General features: G+C 69.5%; 13 protein-coding genes. 4 read left to right on the top strand and 9 right to left on the bottom strand.

Translation table 11 applies throughout. The features are described from left to right. Positions 1-30 precede the first annotated feature (30 nt). On the bottom strand, positions 31-357 hold the full coding sequence (locus AB0L60_RS25070; RefSeq protein ID WP_364618032.1) for a helix-turn-helix transcriptional regulator: 327 nt from the start codon (positions 355-357) through the stop codon (positions 31-33). A 347-nt stretch (positions 358-704) separates the two neighbouring features. Between AB0L60_RS25070 and AB0L60_RS25065 the strand changes: the two genes are divergently transcribed. Next, a complete protein-coding gene (locus tag AB0L60_RS25065; RefSeq protein ID WP_364618030.1) occupies positions 705-1523 on the top strand; it encodes a thioesterase family protein in 819 nt (272 codons plus the stop codon). Positions 1524-1721: 198 nt separating this feature from the next. Here AB0L60_RS25065 and AB0L60_RS25060 read toward each other — a convergent pair whose 3' ends face one another. From AB0L60_RS25060 to AB0L60_RS25050, 3 genes are all read right to left on the bottom strand, one after another. Beyond that, the gene (locus AB0L60_RS25060; RefSeq protein ID WP_364618028.1) at positions 1722-2525 is read right to left on the bottom strand and encodes a thioesterase family protein; all 804 of its coding nucleotides are present in this window, start codon (positions 2523-2525) and stop codon (positions 1722-1724) included. Between the two features lie 432 nt (positions 2526-2957). Further along, positions 2958-3785, bottom strand: a complete 828-nt coding sequence (locus AB0L60_RS25055) for an SDR family oxidoreductase (RefSeq protein WP_364618026.1) — start codon at positions 3783-3785, stop codon at positions 2958-2960. 34 nt (positions 3786-3819) lie between these two features. Then, the gene (locus tag AB0L60_RS25050) at positions 3820-5391 is read right to left on the bottom strand and encodes a succinic semialdehyde dehydrogenase (RefSeq protein WP_364618024.1); all 1572 of its coding nucleotides are present in this window, start codon (positions 5389-5391) and stop codon (positions 3820-3822) included. A gap of 102 nt (positions 5392-5493) precedes the next feature. On the opposite strand from AB0L60_RS25050, the gene AB0L60_RS25045 reads away from it, so the two are divergent. Further along, positions 5494-6189, top strand: coding sequence for a TetR/AcrR family transcriptional regulator (locus tag AB0L60_RS25045; RefSeq protein WP_364618022.1), 696 nt, complete (start codon positions 5494-5496; stop codon positions 6187-6189). Positions 6190-6236: 47 nt separating this feature from the next. Beyond that, a complete protein-coding gene (locus AB0L60_RS25040; protein WP_364618020.1) occupies positions 6237-6599 on the top strand; it encodes a hypothetical protein in 363 nt (120 codons plus the stop codon). Positions 6600-6720: 121 nt separating this feature from the next. On the opposite strand, the gene AB0L60_RS25035 is transcribed toward AB0L60_RS25040, so the two are convergent. From AB0L60_RS25035 to recC, 5 genes are all read right to left on the bottom strand, one after another. Further along, positions 6721-8175 (bottom strand): NAD(P)/FAD-dependent oxidoreductase, encoded by a 1455-nt coding sequence (locus tag AB0L60_RS25035; RefSeq protein ID WP_364618018.1) that lies wholly within the window; start codon positions 8173-8175, stop codon positions 6721-6723. A gap of 35 nt (positions 8176-8210) precedes the next feature. Continuing rightward, positions 8211-9053 (bottom strand): alpha/beta hydrolase, encoded by an 843-nt coding sequence (locus tag AB0L60_RS25030; RefSeq protein WP_364618016.1) that lies wholly within the window; start codon positions 9051-9053, stop codon positions 8211-8213. Positions 9054-9225: 172 nt separating this feature from the next. After that, entirely contained in the window at positions 9226-11118 is a 1893-nt protein-coding gene (recD, locus tag AB0L60_RS25025) for an exodeoxyribonuclease V subunit alpha (RefSeq protein WP_364618014.1), read from the bottom strand. Next, the gene (locus AB0L60_RS25020; RefSeq protein WP_364618169.1) at positions 11115-14462 is read right to left on the bottom strand and encodes a UvrD-helicase domain-containing protein; all 3348 of its coding nucleotides are present in this window, start codon (positions 14460-14462) and stop codon (positions 11115-11117) included. The genes recD and AB0L60_RS25020 overlap by 4 nt, the downstream gene beginning before the upstream one ends. A gap of 334 nt (positions 14463-14796) precedes the next feature. Continuing rightward, positions 14797-18117 (bottom strand): exodeoxyribonuclease V subunit gamma, encoded by a 3321-nt coding sequence (gene recC / locus AB0L60_RS25015; protein WP_364618012.1) that lies wholly within the window; start codon positions 18115-18117, stop codon positions 14797-14799. Between the two features lie 231 nt (positions 18118-18348). Between recC and AB0L60_RS25010 the strand changes: the two genes are divergently transcribed. Next, positions 18349-18501, top strand: a complete 153-nt coding sequence (locus AB0L60_RS25010; RefSeq protein WP_326361853.1) for a hypothetical protein — start codon at positions 18349-18351, stop codon at positions 18499-18501. Positions 18502-18568: the final 67 nt, after the last annotated feature.

Here is an 18568-nt window from a genome sequence, read left to right as displayed (position 1 = left end):
ACTGAGAAGTAGGTGTGCTCGTCTCGATTCTCAAGGCTGTTCTCCGATCCGATTCGATTCAGCTGTCGTACTCGTCACTTGCAACGTGATGCGGCTGTCGACCGCAGCGGCATACCGCTGCAGCGTCGAGGTCCGCACATCGACGTTCTCCGTCTCCAACCGCGCCACCGCCGACTGCGACGTACCCATACGGGCGGCAACTTCGATCTGCGACAACCCCGCTGCCCGCCGCCGCTCCACCAGTTCAGCGATCAGCCGCGCACGATCCTCCGACATCTTGCGCAGCGCCATCTCCCGGAACCCGGGTAGCACCGGGAGAGGTTCCTCGCCCGGCGACTGGCTCACCTCCTCGCTCATACCTACAACGATATCTCACATTAGATATAACGCCAGGTCCTGAACCGAAGTGCGTCAGCTGCACCAACAAGAAGGATCCGACGAAATCCACGATCAGCACCGCCGCGCCTTCTCACGAGCTCATCGGCTACAGGCGACGGACCGGATTCGGTGCCGATGGACTCGGCGGTGCGGTGAGACCGGGAATCGATCACCGCCATGGTCCGCCGCGGCGCGATATCGCGGCGTGTGGATTTCCTTGCGCCGCAGAACGTTCCAGGTCTGTGATCGATCAGGCTATGAAACGTGTTCTAGTATCTCGATGAGCATCGCCGCGATGCGGAAGAAGACCGGGAGGGGCGCGGGAGATGACAGGTGCGGAGAATTCGCGAGCCGGGTTTTTCGAACCCCTCGACGATGGGTTCGTTCCGCTCGAAGCAGCACGGGGACCATGGGGACACGGCACGATCGGCGGCCAAGCGCTGACTGCGCTCGCCGCCCGGGAAGCGGAGCGCCACTGCCCGATCGAGGCGGCCGGATGCCGGCTCACTCTCGACTTCGTCAGGCCGACCACGTTCGACGCGATTCGAACGCGGACCGAACTCGTCCGATCGAGCACGCGAGTGACGCTCTTACATTTGGAGCTGCTCCAGTCGGATCGCGTGGTCGTCCGGGCCTCGGCGCTGTTCGTTCGTCCCCTGGACACGGACAGGGCAGATGGCAATGCCTGGACATCCGCTTCGGAATTTTCGCGCCCGGGCATCGTAGTGAGCTCTGGGGAGGCGATCGCGCCGGCGCCGATGTTGAGCAGCGCTGGGTATCCAGACGACTGGTCGGCCAACTTCGCTGACCACCGGAACAATGCCCGCAAACGGATGTGGACACCGACGATGATCTCCGCTGTCGCAGGTGAGAAGGCGACCCCCTTCACTCGTGTCGCCACGCTGGCGGAGGCTACGAGTTTCATCACCAACTGGGACGGGGACAGCGTGCCCTTCATCAACGTCGATGTCACCCTGAACCTGTACCGAATGCCCGAATCGGACGGGTTGGGCCTGGAATCGAACGGACAACACGCGGCGGACGGCATCGCTATCGGGTCCGCCACACTCTATGACGAATACGGCGTCCTCGGAGTATCTTCCGTCACCGCGGTAGCAAACACCCACCGGCAGGTTCACTTTTAGATTTAGTTGCCCGAACCACCCAGCAGCTGTACGTGCGTCGCGTGAACTAGTGACCACACCATCTTCATGCCAACCCACAACGTCCTGCACTCGACAGTAGCGGATGTTCCTGTGCCGCAGTCGGTCTCATCGTCATCTGCGCCGCACTGGCCGGTGTGGCAAGCGCGGTACGTGTTGCGGGATGGGGATGTTGGTTGATCAGCGTGCGGCCGACGCGTGGCGTGCGACCGACATTGGCCGACGGGCATCTGCGACGGCAGTCACCACACAGGTGCCCAACCGGCCGACGCGATCGTAGAGCGTTGCGGTGCCGACCGCGATACCGTCGCCGGTGACCTGATCCTGGGCCTGAAGCCCGAGCTCGGGGCCCTCGGGCAACCGAGACAGCGTCAAGGTCATGTCGGTATTGATGTAGCCGATCCCCGCAGATCCCCAATGACAGACAAAATTCGTGGCGTCTCCCATCGCAGCTGCTCGCTGAAACGGGGAGATCGGTTCGCCCTCAATCAAGGGAATGAGGTTCTGCCACAGCACCTTACGATCGGCATTCCGGCCTGACGTCAAGTTGTCGGTCCACTCCGACTCACCGCACTTGAGCAACGGCGGCTCGCCGTCCGGCGATGTCAGCCGAGCCTGCGGTGCGGGCAATGACGCCTGCGGCTGCCACATTTCACCCGGTGCCGCGGAAGCTGAAGCGAGGAAGACCGCACTCGCCCGCGCCCGGAGCTCGCCCTGCTGCACGATGGAGGCATCGGCGACGATTACCCGCGTGCCCTCGCGGATGACGGCGCTGTGCACCGCGATCGGTTCGTTGAGTACCGGCCGCAGCATATCGACTGTCAGCCGCGCGGGTATGAAGCCCTCTGCGGGGCAATGCGTTTCCAGCTGACGCGCCAACAGTCCACACACCGCCGGCCCGTTCACCTGTTTCGATGACCACTGACTGACCCCGAAGCCATGCGCTTGGTACCGCCCGTCTCGCGCCACGAAGAACGAAACCACCTCGATCGGCCCCCTCTGTTTCCGACTCGCCAAACATCTCGATTAGAACACGTTTCATGGACTCCCAGAAGATCATCCGGCTCGCTACAAGCGCACGAAAGTCGGCTAGTTCAGTGCGTTCATCGGCGAGTGCCCTCGCCGCTTCGGACCGCACGCGAGTCGCGGCGTGGCAGGGCGTTCCATCGCCATCGCATCGGTACCGGCGGTATCCGATCCAAAGCCGCACGCAACTCGGCAATATGGTGGGTTGCCCGGGGTGCCCGGCGCGGCTGCCGATGTGGTGTGGAATAGAGGACCCCTGGCAACAATGGATCCACTCGCCCAGCCCTCGGCCTCCCGACCAGGGAACGGCACCGGGGTCGGTACCGCGGATTCTGCGGCACGGGACCCGGTTGGATCATTCGCTCACTCGAGCCGCTCCGGCTCGAATCGCTATTTGCGGCCGGTGAATTCGTCCATGGAGTGGTAGACGCCCACCGTGTTGAGGTAGAAGTCGCGGACCTTGAGCGGGAGGAGCCCGGAGATGGCGCGGTTGAGGCGGGAGGTCCAGGGTAGGACTACCAGGGCGGAGCCCTTCTTCATTTCGGTCCAGGAGGTGTCGACGACTTCCTCCTGGTCCAGGATGGGGGTGAACCAGAAACCCTTGGCGCCGTCGAACATTCCGGTGTTGATGTAGGTCGGGCAGACCGTCGTGAACTTCACGTGCTCGTTGCCGGACTGCTCGAGCTCCAGGCGCACCGAGTCCGACCAGCCCAGCGCCGCCCACTTGGAGGCCGCGTAGACGCTCATGCGGGGGTTGGCCACCAGCCCGGCGGAGGAGGCGATGTTCAGAACGCGGCCCTCGACGCCCTTGTTCGCCACCATGGCGGGCAGGAATTCGAGCGTGATGTACATGGGCGCAAGCGAATTGATCGCCATGGTCTTGTCGATGTCGGCACGGTTGCCGGTCTCCCAGAAGTACCCGTTGCCGCGCACGATGCCCGCATTGTTGACCAGCACGTCGATTCCGCCGACCTCGGCGCGCACGGTAGCACCCGCCTCGGCGATGGCGTCGCGGTCGGACACGTCCACCACGTAGTGGTGAATCCGGCTGCCGCCCAGCGCCGCCAGCTCGGCCGCGGTCTCCTTCAGCGCCTTCTCGTTGACGTCCCACAGCACCACGTCGGCGGCCCGCTCGGCCACCGCGCGCTGCGCGAACGACTTGCCCAGGCCCATGGCCGCCCCGGTAACCAGAACCTTCTTGCCCGCTACGGTCTTCATACTCCTCTGTACCCCTGTCGAATGAACCGCGGAATCACTTCTGCCGCAGTGTCTTCATGACGCCCAGGTAGAGCGTCATCGTCTTGGCCCACAGCTGTTCCGACATGCCCGGCAGCGGTGCGATGGGCAGCACCCGCTGCACCGCGATGGTCTGGGTGTCGATGTACTTCAGCAGGCCCTCGGGCCCGTGCCGGCGGCCGGTGCCGGAGATGCCGAGCCCGCCCGAGGGCGCGGCCACCGAGCCCCACGCGGCGATGAAACCCTCGTTCACGTTCACCGATCCGGCGCGTACCCGCGCGGCGACCTCGCGGCCGTGGGCGGTATCGCGGCTCCACACACTGGCATTGAGGCCGTAGGCGGTGTCGTTGGCCTGGGCGACGGCTTCGTCGTCGCTGAACACGCGGTAGACCGACACGACCGGTCCGAAGGTTTCCTCGCGGTAGACGGTCATGCCCTCGCGCACGCCCGCGAGAATGGTGGGCTCGTAGAAGTAGGGGCCGAGATCCGGCCGCGCCTTGCCACCGGCGAGGACCGTGGCGCCCTTGGCGACCGCGTCGTCGACGTGCTTGCTGATGGTGTCGATCTGGCGCGGGAAGGTCAGCGACCCGATCTCGTAGCTGTAGTCGAGAGTCTTGCCGAGGCCCAGTTTCTTTGTGTGGGCGACGAATTCGGTAACGAACTGGTCGTACACCGTGTCGTGCACATAGATTCGCTCGATCGATTCGCACAGCTGCCCGGCGGAGGCGAAGCAGGCCCGCACCGCGATCTTGGCGGCGGCGGACACGTCGGCGTCCGCGAGCACCAGCAGCGGGTTCTTGCCGCCGAGCTCGAGCGAATACCCGATGAGCCGCTCCCCCGCCTGCTGGGCGATGGTGCGCCCGGTGGCGCTGGATCCGGTGTAGTCGACGTAGTCGGCGCGCGCGATGACCTCGGTGCCGACCACCGCGCCGCGCCCGAGCACCGCTTGCCACAGGCCCTTGGGCAGACCGGCGCGCTCGGCGATGTCGATGGCCCAGAGCAGGGTCAGCGCGGTCTGGTTGTCCGGCCGCCCGATGACGGCATTGCCGGCCAGCAGCGCGGGCAGCGCGTCGGAGGCGCCCAGCGCGAGCGGGTAGTTCCACGGCGAGATGACCGCGACCACGCCCTTGGGCCGGTTGCGCACCTCCACCTGGGTGAGGACCGGCATGACACCGCGCGGCTTGCGGTGCGCCAGAATCGATTTGCCCTCGGCCGCGTAGTAGCGGGTGTTCACCGCGACGTCGGAGACCTCGTCGAAGGCGTGCACCCGGGACTTGCCGGTCTCGAGCTGGATGATGTCGAGGATGGTGTCCTGCTCGGCCAGCACCAGGTCGTGGATGCGCCCCAGCAGTGCGGCCCGCTCCCCGACCGGCACCCTCGCCCACTCCTGCTGCGCGGCGCGCGCGGTGGCGAAGGCGGCTTCGATATCGGTGACCGAGGACTGCGGCAGGTCGGTGATCTTGGCGCCGGTGGCGGGCGCGAACACCTCCACCGAGGGCGCACCGCCCGCGAGGGCGTGGCCGAGCAGGCGCTGGACCAGGTCAAAAGGCAGCGCATCGGCGGCGGCGAGCTGCGGGGCAGTCGTCATTGGTCGCCCTCTCGAGGAGTCGGGTGCGGGTGAAACCCATTATTAACTGAACATCGGTGTTACATGAACACTGGTGTTAGATTAATGGACGTGACGCACACCATGTCAAGCCCTCCGGCGGGCAAGGGCACCCCGGGCCGCCGCGGCCGCCCGCCGCAGACGGAGAAGCAGGCCGACCAGGTGCGCGCCCGCATCGTGCTGGCTACCGCCGAGGTGTTCGCCGAACAGGGTTCGCGCGGGCTGAGCGTGGCGCGGATCATCGAGAAGGCCGGGCTGGCGCGCCCCACCTTCTACCGCTATTTCGCCAATGCCGTCGAGCCGCTGCACGCGGTGCTCACGGTCTCCAACGAGGACCTGGTCGGCGGCATCCGGTCCGCACTGGAACGCAGTGAGCAACCGGTCGATCTCGGCATCAATATGATCGAGGCGTATCTACACTGGGCGGGCGGTCACGGCCGGATGCTGGCGCCGCTGTTCGCCGAACTGCACGATCCGGGCTCGCCGGTATCGGCCTATCGCGAGCAGGCCATCGACGACATCCGGGTCCTGGTGCGCACCAAGATCACCGGCCTGGGGCGGCCGGCCCCCAGCGATCTCGACCTCGATACCGCGTTGCAGACCTGCGAATTCGTCGTCTACCGCATTTCCGCGGACGCACCGCACGGCGAACCCGATCAGGCCACCATCGACGCGGCCCGGCTGACCATGATCCGCGGGGTGCTCACCATGCTCGGCACGCGCGCGGATGTCGAATACGCGCTCACGATTCCGGGGTTGTTCGAATCCACCCAGGGCTGACCGGTCCAGCAGGTCAGCCATCGACGCCCCGGGTCTAGGCTCGGCGCGTGCCGGAAACCACTCCGCCCCAATCCTTCTCGGCCGTCACCCGCACCATCGTCCAGGACGTCACGGTGACGTCCGCCAAGCGCACCGACCGCATCCAGACCCGCAGCATCTCCATGCCCGCGGGCACGGCGGCCGGCCTGCACACGCACAATGGTCCCGTGGTGGGCAGCATCGTGTCCGGCTCGGTGGCCTACCGGATCGAGGGCGAGCCACTGGTAGTGCTGCGGCCGGGCGATGTGTTCTTCGAGCCGGAGGCGGTGCGCATCGCCCAGTTCGACGCACTCGACGAGGACGTCGTGCTCCCGGGTCACTTCCTGCTCGGCTCGGATCAGGATCCGGCCATCGAATTCCCAGGAAATTAGCCGAGGCCGCGCATCCGCCTGTCCTGTCGTCGATTTTGGAGACGGGGCGGTCGGTGCCCGTCAGTCGCCCCACCCGGAAGAGCTGATCACCTGAGCTGCAATGGATTTGCTTCCGTTGGAGTCAGGCCCGCTCGAAGCGCATGGCGTGGTCGGTGATTCGGCCGTAGCGGAGTTTGGGGAGGTCGCGAAGGTAGTTCATGTAGAGGCGCCAGGGGGCGCGGTCGCCCGTTTTGGGGAGGATGTCGAGGGCGCGGAGCACGTAGCCGGGCTCGAAGTTCAGGAAGGGCGCGGTGCCGATGGACGGGTCGCGCACCGGGGTCGCCGTGGCGTAGCCGTGGGCATCCATATAGCGCAGCAGGCGAACCACATACTCGCACACCAGATCCGCCTTCAGCGTCCAGGAGGCGTTGGTATAGCCCATGACGAAGGCGAAGTTGGGGACATCGGAGAGCATCGTGGCCTTGTAGGCCATGGTGTCGGGAAGGTGGACCTTGCGGCCGTCCACCACCAGCTCGACGCCGCCGAAGGGGATGAGGTTCAAACCCGTTGCGGTGATGATGAGATCGGCCTCGAGGTCGCGGCCGGATTCGAGGCGCAGGCCGGTCTCGGTGAAGGTGTCGATGCGGTCGGTGACCAGCTCCAGCCGCCCCTCGCGGATGGCGCGGAACAGATCGCCGTTGGGCGACAGGCACAGTCGCTGATCCCACGGCTCGTAGGTCGGGTTGAAGTGGATGTCGATGTCGTAGCCGTCGGGCAGCCAGCGCTTCTGAAAGCCGCGGATCCAGGCTCGCATGCGCTTCGGATAGCGTTGCGACAGTTGGTACATCAGCGTGCTGAGGACGACGTTCTTGGCCCGGGTCAGGCCGTAGGCGATGCGCGCGGGCAGGTATGCGCGGGCGCGGTCGGCGAGGCCGTCGCGGGAGGGCAGGGAGATGATGTACGAGGGCGACCGCTGCAGAATGGTGACGTGCGCGCCCTCCTCGACCAGGGCGGGGCCGAGGGTGACGGCGGTGGCGCCGGAGCCGATGATGACGACCCGCTTGCCCTCGACGTCGACATGGGCGGGCCAGTGCTGCGGGTGGATGATCGGGCCCGGGAAGCGTTCGGTGCCTGTGAAGTCCGGAGTGTAGCCCTCGTCGTAGCGATAGTAGCCCGAGCAGCTGAACAGGAAGTTCGCGGTCATGGTGACCGACCGGCCGTCATGGTCGGCGGTGACGGTCCAGCGGTTGTCCGCCGAGGACCATTCCGCCCGAACCACCCTGTGCCGGTAGCGGATATGCGAGTCGATTCCGTTCTCGGCCGCGGTGTCGCGCACGTACTCCAGAATCGAGTCGCCGTCGGCGATGGCCTTCTCCCCCAGCCACGGCCGGAACCGGTAGCCGAGGGTGAACATGTCCGAGTCGGAGCGAATCCCGGGGTAGCGGAACAGATCCCAGGTGCCGCCGCTGGCCTCGCGCATCTCCAGAATGGTGTAGGTCCGCCACGGGAAGGCGCGCTGCAGATGGTAGGCGGCATCGATACCGGACAGTCCGGCCCCGACAATCAGCACGTCGACGTGTTCGGGCGTAGTGGCCATAGCCCCAGCCTATCGACCGCGGTGAGCGACACCCACTACGAACGCGACAAGAATTCGCCCACCAAGCCCGCCACCCGGTCCGGATCGCCCTTGTCGATGCCGAAATGGTCGAGTCCCGGCACCGTGACGCGTTCGCAGTGCGGGATCACCGAGGCCAGCAGCTCCTGATCGGAGGCCGTCCACGCGCGCTGGTCCTTGTCGCCCTCGAGCAGCAGCACCTCGGCGGTGATCTCGGCGTAGTGGTGGTAGGTACCGTCGAGCCGCACGTACTGGCGGTGCTCGATGAGATTCTGCGGCAGCTGCTCGATGACCATGTCCATCTCGGGCGCCTCCATGAACCTCGGCATCATGCGCCGGAACATCCAGCGCGGGACCTTGCGCGCGCCGTCCGGGCCGATCGCACGGATGAATTCGACGAAGGCGTCGAAGGGTTTGCCCTGGGCCAGGTACTTCTCGTAGGGACCCATCCAGTCGGACGGCATCGAACCCCCCACCGACAGGCCCGGCTCGTACACCGCGACCTTGCGGGTGCCCGGATTGTTCCGCGCCGCCTCGAGGGCGACGAACCCGCCGTACGAATGCCCCACCAGGAACGCCGCACCCGTCTCGTCCTGGAGCGCACGCACATCCGCGCAGTCGTCCTCGACGCCGTGGCCGGACCGCTGCGGGCCACTGTCCCCGCGCCCGCGCCGCTCGATCGTGTGCACCGTGAACGCGGTGGCCAGCGCGTCGGCGAACGCGCTGTACCCCTGCGCCAGCGCCAGCACCCCGGGAACCACGATCACCCCCGGCCCCGTTCCCTCGGTCACGTAGGCGATCCGCGTACCGTCCGCTGACACCACGGCATCCGTGGACCGCTCGCCTTCCCATTCGGCCATGGGCAACCTTCCGCTTTCGGCCGCACGCGCCACTTTCGGCCGCACACTCCGAAAGACCACGGCGACAGCCGTATCGGGCCCCGTCCACGCTACGCCGATCGCGCCACCGCAGGCCGGCCTACCAGCGGGATACTCCGGCGGTGGCCAGGTGTTTCGAGGTGGGCGCGGCGAGTCATTCCCGGCTGCGCAGGCCGCTGGCGCGCAGCACGCGGCGGGCGATGCCCGAACGGATGGATTCCTCGGTGCCGAGGATGCGGACGTGCCGCCGGGCGCGAGTGATGGCCGTGTACAGCAGTTCGCGGGTGAGCAGCGTGGACTCCGGTCCGGGCAGCACGACCGAGACGGTGTCGTACTGGCTGCCCTGGCTGCGGTGGATGGTCATGGCGTAGACGGTGGTCACGCCGGGGAACTGGGTGGGATGCACCAGGTAGGGCTCGGTACCGCGCTGCAGGGCGGCACGCAGGGTGCCGTCGGCCGCGCGGACGATGACGCCGGTGTCGCCGTTGTAGATGCGAGCCTCGTGGTCATTGGCGGTGACCAGCAGCGGCTGGCCCGGGTACCAGTGCCCGGCACCCGGATCGGCGCTGATCCCGGCGGCGGTGACCCAGCCGGCGGCCAGGCGATCCCAGCGTTCGACACCGTAGGGGCCCTGGCGGTGGGCGCACAGCAGCCGATGGGATTCCAGCGCGGTGAGCGCGGCGGTCGCGTTCCCGTCGACGGCGGCGTCGGTGGCCTCGCGGGCGGCGCGCAGGACGTCGGCGCGCACCTCGGTGATGTCGTCGGGCGGGTAGAGCGAGAGTTCGTCGCCGCCGTCGGCCAGCAGGGCCAGGGCGGAGTCCGCGTCACCGGCCCGGATCGCGACGGCCAGTTCCGCGATGCGCCCACCGAAGCGGCGGCCGCGGGTGAGCCGGACGATGCCGCCGCGCAGGCGCTCCCGCTCGCGCCCGGACAGGGCGTCCGGATGGGCGGCGGAGGCCGCGGGGTCGCCGCCGAGAATGCGTTCCAGCGCCGGATTCGCCTGTCCCGGAACGGGTCCCGCGACCAGGTCGGCGAGCACCGCGCCCGCGTCGACCGAGGCCAGCTGGTCCGGGTCGCCGACCAGCACCAGGCGAGCGTCGGGCCGCACGGCCGGCAGCAGGCGGCTCATCATGGTCAGCGACACCATGGAGGTCTCGTCGACCACGATGACGTCGTAGGGCAGCCGGTTGAACTCGTTGTGCTTGAACCGGCCCGCGCCGCCGCGCTGCCAGCCCAGCAGGCGGTGCAGGGTGGCGGCGGTCAGCTCGGGCAGGCCGATCTCGCCCGCCTGCTCACGCACCGATTCCTGCATGCGGGCGGCGGCCTTGCCGGTCGGGGCCGCCAGGGCGATGCGCAGCGCGGGCGCACCGGGCACGGCCCGCTGATGCGCGACCAGCAGGGCCAGCACGCGGGCGATGGTGTGGGTCTTGCCGGTGCCGGGGCCACCCGCGATCACGGTGGTCCACTGGGTGGTGGCCAGGGCGGCCGCGAGCCGCTGCCGGTCCGGCGGCTCGCCGGGTCCCGCGTGGTCGGGGAAGAGCCGATCCAGTTCACGCCGCACGAGTTCCGCGTCCACCATGGGATGGGTGGCGGCGCGCTCGGTGAGGACGCGGCGGATGGTCTCCTCCTGCCGGTAGTAGCGGTCGAGGTAGAGCAGCGGGCCCGAGTCGTTCGCGCCGGGCGGGTCGATGAGCCGCAGCGGGCGCAGCGGCCCGGACGGGCTGCCGGTCACCAGCGGACTCACCCGCAGCGCCGCGATGACCGAATCCACGTCCGGCCACGGCAGGGTGGCCGGGTCGATCGCCGATTCCTCGGCGCCCTCGGCGTCGACACCGATCTCGTGCATGCGCCGGACCTCCAGGCACACCGACCCGGAGCGCACCGCGCGCACGGCCAGCGCGGTGGCGAAGACGACGGCCGGGGACCGCTCGCCGCCGAGCCGGGCGAGCCGCAGCGCCACATGCACGTCGGCCGCCGACAGCACTCCGGCGGCATTGAACACCTGCAGCGGGCCGGTGCCGCGCTGCGCCAGCTGGATCGCGGTCATCGCGCCACCTCCGGGTTCCCGGCCAGCAGGGCCGACAGCTCGACGATCAGGTCCGCGGGCGGCAGCCAGTCGAAAACGCCGCAGCCGTCCGGGGTGTCGGGTCCGACCATGCCGCGCACGAACAGGTAGCGGATGCCGCCGAGGTGCGCGGCCGGGTCGTAGCCGGGCAGCCGCCAGCGCAGATACCGGTGCAGGGCAACGGAATACAGGATGGCCTGCAGCGGGTAGTGCGAGCGCATCATCTCCGCGGCCATGCGCTCGTGGGTGTAGTGGGCGACGGTGAGGTCGCCGGTGCCGAGCCGGTTGGTCTTGTAATCGACGACCACGAATCGCGGTCCGGTGGTGCGCAGCACGGCGTCGATGCTGCCGGTGAGGTAGCCGCGCAGCGGGGTGTCGTCGAGGTGGGCCAGCTGGTCGGCGTAGGGGGCGAAGACATCGTCGGCGGGCAGGTGGCGGCGCAGCAGGTCGGCGATGCGCGGGACGGTCACCCGCGCCGCGACCGGATGGTCGCCACCGGCCAGCGGCAGCTCGAAGTCCAGCTCGCTCAGGCGATCCCGGGTCGAGAAGTCGGCGAGCGCGCCGAAACCGATGGGCGTGTGCATGACCGCCAGCAGTGCGTCCGACAGCACGTCCGGGTCGGCGTCGAACATCTGCTCGCTCACCGCGTGCTGGACCCGCGCGCGGATCTCGGCGGCCAGGTCGGGGGCGTCGGTATCGACGTATTCGAGGACCTCGTGCACGAGCGTGCCGAACTCCGCGCCGTAGGGCAGCGAATTCATCAGCGACGGCCTGGCTCCCGCGAAGGCGGTGAGGTCCTCGGCGAGTACGGACGGGGTGGCCGGTTCGTCGGCGACGCCGCTGCCCTCGGGCAGATCGGCGGCGGGCAGGGCGTCGTGTGCGCCCGCCGTGAGCGCCGAATAGGAGGTACGCCGCCAGGCCTGGTCGAGGGCACGGCCGAAGTGGGCGGCCGCCAAAGGCTCGGTGGCGGTGGCGGTGTCGTCGAGAGGCAGCCGGGCGCGGGTGATCTCGCGCACCGGCTCGACGGCGATGACGCCCGGTGCCGCGGTGGCGGCCCACTCCCGGATGCGTTCCAGCAGTACCGAATCCGCGGGCACCGGCACCTTGTCGGCCACGGCCGGGCTGCCGGGCTCGCGACCCAGCAGCATGCGGTGCAGGGGCGCGGTCTGAGTGTCGTAGGCGGGTGCCCACCAGGCCACGATCTGCGCGCCGGCCCGGGTGAGGGCCACATACAGCAGGCGCAGTTCCTCGGCCTGTTCCTCGGCCTCGGCGCGCAGGCGGCGGGAGCTGTAGCCGGGCGCGTCGGGGCCGCCGACATCGAGGACGCGGCGGCCCTGCTCGTCGTGGAACAGCAGGGTGGGCGGATTGCGTAGTTTGGCCGCGTCCCACGCGAAAGGCAGGTACACGACCGGGAATTCGAGGCCCTTGCTGGCGTGCACAGTGGCGACCTGCACGGCGGCGGCGTCGCGGTCCAGGCGGCGGCTGCGGTCGGCGACGCTGCCGGAGGCCGGATCACGCACCCGGTCGGCCAGCCAGCGAGTGAGCGCCGACAGGCCCAGGCCCTCGCGCAGGGCCGCGTCGTCGAGCAGCTGGGCGATCTGGCGCAGGTCGGTGAGCTGGCGTTCGCCGCCCGCGAGAGCGAGCAGGCGAGGGGCCAATTGCGTTTCGGCGCTGAGTTTTTCGGCGACGGCGGCGAAGCCCGCGCGGGCGAACAGCCGGGCCGAGTCGCGCAGCTCGGCGCTGAGGCGGCCGACCAGATCCGCTCCCCCGGCGTCGATGTCCTCGGCGCTCAGCCCGAGCAACGCGGTGCCGGCGGCCAGGCGTACGCGGTCGGCGCGGTGCGGCTGCTCCAAAGCGTGTAGCACCCACAGCCATTCGGTGGCCGCGGGCGTGCCGAATACGCTCGCGCCGCCCGCCAGCACCGAGGCCACACCGGCCGCTTCCAGTTCGGTGCGCACCATTTCCAGCTGATTCCGGTTGCGGACCAGGACCGCGATATCGCCCGGCCCGATCGGTCTTTCGCCGGGTGTGCCCGCATCGATGAGCACCCCGGATTCGAGCAGGCCGACGATATCGGCGGCCACGTCGACGGCGACCCGTTCCCGCTGACGGCCCACCGTCGGATACCCGGACTTGTTCAGCGGACCCGCGCCACCGCGCGGCAGGCACCGCAGTCGCAGGGGCGTGATCCGCTCCGGCGCACCGGAGAGCCGCGAGAACGGCCTGGTCGCCGCCACCCGGTGCACGGTGATCTCCTTGTGCCCCAGGGCCGCACCGCCGTGGAGATGCTCGAGCGCGGTCAGCAGGCCCGCGTCGCTGCGCCGGTTGGTGGTGAGCTCACGTTTGCTGTCGGCGTGCGCCACCGCGTCCAGATAGCTGAGCACCTCCGCGCCGCGGAAGGCGTAGATGGCCTGCTTCGGGTCACCGACCAGCACCAGGGTGGCGTGTCCGTGGAAAGCGCGGCGCAGGATGTCCCACTGCAGCGGGTCGGTGTCCTGGAATTCGTCGACCAGCGCCACCCGGTACCGGTCCCGGATGCGCTGGCAGGCGCGCGGCCCGTGCTCGGGATCGGCGAGCACCTCGTGCAGCAGCACCAGCAGGTCGTCGAAGTCCCGCAGGCCCGAAAGCCGTTTCCGCCGAGCCGTTTCCACCCGCACCGCCGTCGCGAACGCCACCCGCTCGGCCGCCGGATCCTCCTCGCCCTCGGCCTCGGGCAGCAGCAGGGCGTGCGGATCGCCCACCGCCGCCGCGGCCAGCCGCTGCGCATCTGCGGGCCCGAACGGCGCGCCGCCACGTGCGTACCGGCTCAGATACAGGTCATCGGCGACCGTGGACACCACATCCTCGATCCCCTCCACCAGCCGCACCCCCGGATCCTGCTCCCCCGCCAGCCCCAGCTCGTCCAGCATCCGCTGACAGAAACTGTGCGTGGTGGCAATGGTTCCCGCGTCGAAGTCCGACAACGCCGCCAGCAGCCGCTCCCGCCGCGTCGCGATCTCCCCCGGATTCCCCTGCGCCAGATGCCGGATCAGCTCGTCCCCCGAGGTCAGTGCCCGCTCCGGATCCCCCAGCGCCGAAGCCACTCCCACGAACCGGTCCCGCGTCCGCTCCCGCAACTCCTGCGTCGCCGCCCGGCTGAATGTCACCAGCAGCAACTCGGAGACATCCACCCCCAGCTCGGCCACGAACCGCACCGCCAGCCCCACGATGGCGTAAGTCTTCCCCGTCCCCGCACTCGCCTCGAGCACAGTGGTCCCCACCGGCAACGGCCCCGTCAGCTCGAACCGATTCCCCGAGTCCCCGAACGACTGGGAAATAGCGGACATGGCGACCGAATCATCCTGCGGCCCCGCATGATCGCCGACATCGGCGGGCGCATCCCACAGCCCGTCGTCGGCGGCCCCGGAATGATCGCGGTCCGGTTCGCCGCCCGGCATCGCCGAATCCGGCTCGGCGGCAGACAGATCGAACAGTTCCGGGGTGTCGCCGATCGAGGATGCGGTCTCCCGACGGCGCCCCTCGCCGGCGGGACCGTCGCTGCTGCGGCGCGTGCGGGTGGCCGGGCGCGGGGCCAGGTCCGGATCGGTCAGGGAGAAGAGGTCGTCGGTCATTCGGGGCTCCCGGGCGCGGTGACGGGCAGGGGTTTCCTCCTCGGAGTGGTCATGGCTGACCTTGATTCTCGTTGGTGAGCAAGGGGTTCCAGAGTCGGCGTGCCAGTTCGCCGAAACGGGTGGGTTCGGAGTCGACGCCGGGGAGCGCGGCAGCGGCGGCCCCCGTGAGCTGGTCGAAGCGCGGGGACCGGCCCAGGATGTGACGGAAGTAGCGGTCGGTGTGTTCGCCGAAGCGGTCGTCGAAGTCCTGTCCGGCGGCGTGCAGAGCGTCCTCGGCGGAGGCACCGGCGAGGCGGCGTTCGGCGTAGGTGGCCGAGGCCGAGGGGGCGACGGGCAGGGGTTCCGACAGGCCCTCGTCGCGCAGCAGCACCAGGTCGCGCAGGATGCCACGGGCCAGGTGCGCGGTCGGCGAGGTGAGGGTGGACTGCCAGGCCGGGCGATGGTGTTTGCCGCGGCCGATGGTGATGGCGCGCCACGACTGGTGGGTCCCGGTCGCGGCCAGCGCGAGCAGGCGAATCCAGGCCGCCATCCGGTGTTTCGGAGCCAGCCGCGAGAACGTGGTGCGCAGCAGCGCGTCGTCGTGGACGTCGGGAACGGTACCGGTGAGGCGGCGGCCGTCACCCAGATCCACGGCGATATCGACGGTGCGGGAGGGAATCTCGTGCAGCGGGCGCGCCACCCGCACCAACTGGTCGACGGTGCCCTCCACCTCGTCGAGCACGGCCGCGCCCATGGTGAACGGCGGCAGGGTGCCGCGCCGCCATTCGGCCGCGCGCAGCGCGTTCGGGTCCACGCCGGTCAGACGCGCGGCCAGCATGCGCTCGCCCATGTTCCATTTGGTCAGGCCGTCGAGCTCGATGGGGAGGCGGTCGGCGATCTCCTCCTCGTCCTCCGGCACCCGGATCCCCAGGCGCTGCCACAGGAATGCCCGCACCGGATGCTCGGCGAAGGCCACCAGATCGGCCAGCTCCACATCGCCGCGTTCGCGCGCGGGCAGCGGCGTACCCAGGAACAATGGCCGCGGCTGCGGCGAACGCCCCGCGGCCAGCGCGCCCGCCAGCGCCACGGTGTCGAAACTGAACGGCTGCTCGGGCCGGAAGTTGCGACGATCGAAGGGCTGCAACGGATGTCGCGTCACCACCCGCTCCAGGGCGGCCGCGCCGACATGCGCGCGCACCGTGTCGAGCAGCTCGGCCAGTGGAATCGCGGGCGGGCGGTGCGCACCCGACACCGGATCGGATCCGGTGTGCAGCAGGACGAGTCGCTCCCCGGCGGCCATGATGGCGTCCAGCAGCAGCTGCCGGTCCTCACTGCGCGGATCCCGATCCCCGGGACAGCGGTGCCGGGCCAGCGCGTCGTCCCCGTCCACGCCGCCCGCGCGGGGGAACACCTCGTCGTCGAGGCCGAGCAACACCACCACCCGGTGCGGCACCGACCGCATCGGCACCATGGTGCACACCGTCAGCTCGCCGGTGCGGAAGTTGGCGCGCGAGGGCCGCCCGGCCAGCCGGGCGGTCAGCAGCGCCCCGATATCGCTGAGCCGCAAGGGAATCCCGCCCGCGGGCTCCAGCGCGGTCGCCAGTTCCCGGCGGGCCTGCACCCCCATCCAGCCCTGGCTCGCGGGCATCTCGGTGAGCAGGTCCAGTGCCCGGCCCAGCACCGCCGCCCATTCGGCCGCGGGCCGCGCGGTGCCCGCCGGTTCCTCCAGCGTGGACCCGCGCAGATCGCGCAGGCACACCGCCAGCCGGTCCACGAATTCGGCGAACCGGCCGGCCAGATCGATGTCATTGCTGTCCACATCGTCCAGCGGCAGCACCAGATCCAGCCAGTCCTCGCTGGATTCCCCGGCGGCCACGCCGAGCAGGATGCGATCCACCGCCGCGTTCAGCGTGTTCTGCGCGAAGTCGCCGAGCCCGAACGCCTGCCGCTGTCGCTGCCCGATCCCCCAGCGCGCCCCGGTCTCGGCGGCCCACTCCCGCAGCCGCTCGATATCGTCGTCGTCGAAGCCGCAGCGCACCCGAACCGGTTCGGCCGCACACAGATCCAGCACCTCGGTCACGGTGACGCGCCCGTCGGCCAGCTCCAGCAGCGTGCCGACCACATCCAGCACCGGATTGACCGCCCGCTGCGCGCGATCGGCGAGCCGCACCCGCAGCCCGTGCGCCGGATGCCCGGGCTCGGCCCCGTCGAGGGACCACTGCCCGAAGGCCGCGCGCACCAACGGCGCGTAACGCTCCACATCCGGGCACATGACGATGACGTCGCGCGGCTCCAGCGTCGGGTCGGCGGCGAACAGTCCGAGCAGTGCGTCGCGCAGCACCTCCACCTGCCGCGCCGGCCCGTGGCAGGAGTGCACCGCGATGGTCCCGTCGGCCAGGCTCGGCTCCGGCACGAGCGACCACCGGTCCTGCCGCACCGCGGCCTGCAGCTCCGACAGCAGCGTGCGTGGCGCGGCCGTCTCCAGGCGCGGGTGATAGGTGTCGATGTGGTCGTACCCCGACAGCCGCTGCTGCAGCTCCCGCACATCCCGGCCCAGCGCCGCCAGCAGCGGATGCCGCACGCGCACACCGGGACTCGGGATCACCTCGGCATCGGCGAGCTTGGTCCACAACGTAGGGCTGGGATGTACCAGCCACAGATGCACCTGCCGCCCCGCCGACAGCGCCGACAGCACCTCCAACTGATCGGTGGTCAGCCTGGTCACGCCGAACAGCGAAATCCGTTCCGGCAGCGACACGATGGACGGTTCCACCCGCAGCCGCGCGCACGCCGCGCCCAGGCGCTCGGCGGGACTCGCCACCCCGACCACGCTGCGCAGGCGCCGCCACAGCAGTGGCTGCCACACCAGATCCGCGGGCAGCGCCCGGCCCGCGCCGTCGGTGTCGCGGCCGTCGGCCCACTCGGTGATCATGGCCGGGCGCTGGGTGGCGTAGCTGTCGAACAGCGACGCGATCCGCGCGGCCGTCGCGTACCGGCGGCCGACCCGATGGCCGCCCGCGTCCCCCTGCCCGAGATGGCGCGCCAGCACCGCGGCCCACGGTTCGGCCAGCACCCCGTCCAGCACCGGCAGCAGAGTCCACACCAGCCGCTCCGGCGACCACGGATCCTGCTCCGGATCCACCCCGGTCGCCTCCGCCAGCGCCGCCGCCACCAGGGCCGCCGGATCCGCGAAATCGATATTGGCCGAAATACCGTCGTCCGCCGCGCCACTGCCGAGCACCGTGGCCAGCCGCTGATTCAGCCAGCGCTCGATCCCCTTGGCGGGAACCGCCACCACCTCCGGGGTGAACGGATCGCCGAGCGGATCGGCGAGCAGCTCGGCCAGCGCGTCGGCGAGCGTGTCCGCGCGTTCGGCCCGGTGAATGTGCACGAGCTGTGTTTATACAGTCGGCGAACGACATGCAAACACCGAGCGCCCCGGCTCGCCGGGTGACACCTACCACATGCCCAGGATTTGCTAGGGCGCGTCACTCCGAAATTCGAGTGTGGTATGCGACAGTGCCTTTCGGGGAGGTTCGAAGTTCTCAGGAAAGGCTGGTCCGCGTCGATGTCTGCGTCGGTGATTCCGCTCGTGCCCAGAACCGGGTTCACCGTTCGGCGGGTGGGAGACCGCTGGGAACTCGTCAACTCCCGGCATTACGGACGCGGCGTCGTACTGCAGTCGTGGCCGCGGGAGCGGCACACCGAGGCATTCGAGCACTGCTACCGCCTCAATGGCCGCAGCATCGAAGAGCTACAAGCGGCTTTCCACTGACCCGCGCGAAAGTCCGTGCAACAGTGTCGATTCGATAACACACACACCGATTCACCTCAAGACGTGC

Origin of the sequence: Nocardia sp. NPDC051981 (assembly GCF_040680715.1) — a bacterium.
Lineage (GTDB): Bacteria > Actinomycetota > Actinomycetes > Mycobacteriales > Mycobacteriaceae > Nocardia.
Note: the sequence above shows the minus strand (reverse complement) of the source record. Positions and strands in the feature narration are given on the sequence as shown.

Bases quoted from the DNA above. Each gene is read 5' to 3' on its own strand.
- AB0L60_RS25045 (WP_364618022.1), top strand. From the start codon at position 5,494: ATGTCAAGCCCTCCGGCGGGCAAGGGCACCCCGGGCCGCCGCGGCCGC.
- AB0L60_RS25030 (WP_364618016.1), bottom strand. From the start codon at position 9,053: ATGGCCGAATGGGAAGGCGAGCGGTCCACGGATGCCGTGGTGTCAGCG.
- AB0L60_RS25035 (WP_364618018.1), bottom strand. From the start codon at position 8,175: ATGGCCACTACGCCCGAACACGTCGACGTGCTGATTGTCGGGGCCGGA.
- recD (WP_364618014.1), bottom strand. From the start codon at position 11,118: ATGACCGCGATCCAGCTGGCGCAGCGCGGCACCGGCCCGCTGCAGGTG.
- AB0L60_RS25065 (WP_364618030.1), top strand. From the start codon at position 705: ATGACAGGTGCGGAGAATTCGCGAGCCGGGTTTTTCGAACCCCTCGAC.
- AB0L60_RS25055 (WP_364618026.1), bottom strand. From the start codon at position 3,785: ATGAAGACCGTAGCGGGCAAGAAGGTTCTGGTTACCGGGGCGGCCATG.
- AB0L60_RS25070 (WP_364618032.1), bottom strand. From the start codon at position 357: ATGAGCGAGGAGGTGAGCCAGTCGCCGGGCGAGGAACCTCTCCCGGTG.
- AB0L60_RS25020 (WP_364618169.1), bottom strand. From the start codon at position 14,462: ATGTCCGCTATTTCCCAGTCGTTCGGGGACTCGGGGAATCGGTTCGAG.
- AB0L60_RS25050 (WP_364618024.1), bottom strand. From the start codon at position 5,391: ATGACGACTGCCCCGCAGCTCGCCGCCGCCGATGCGCTGCCTTTTGAC.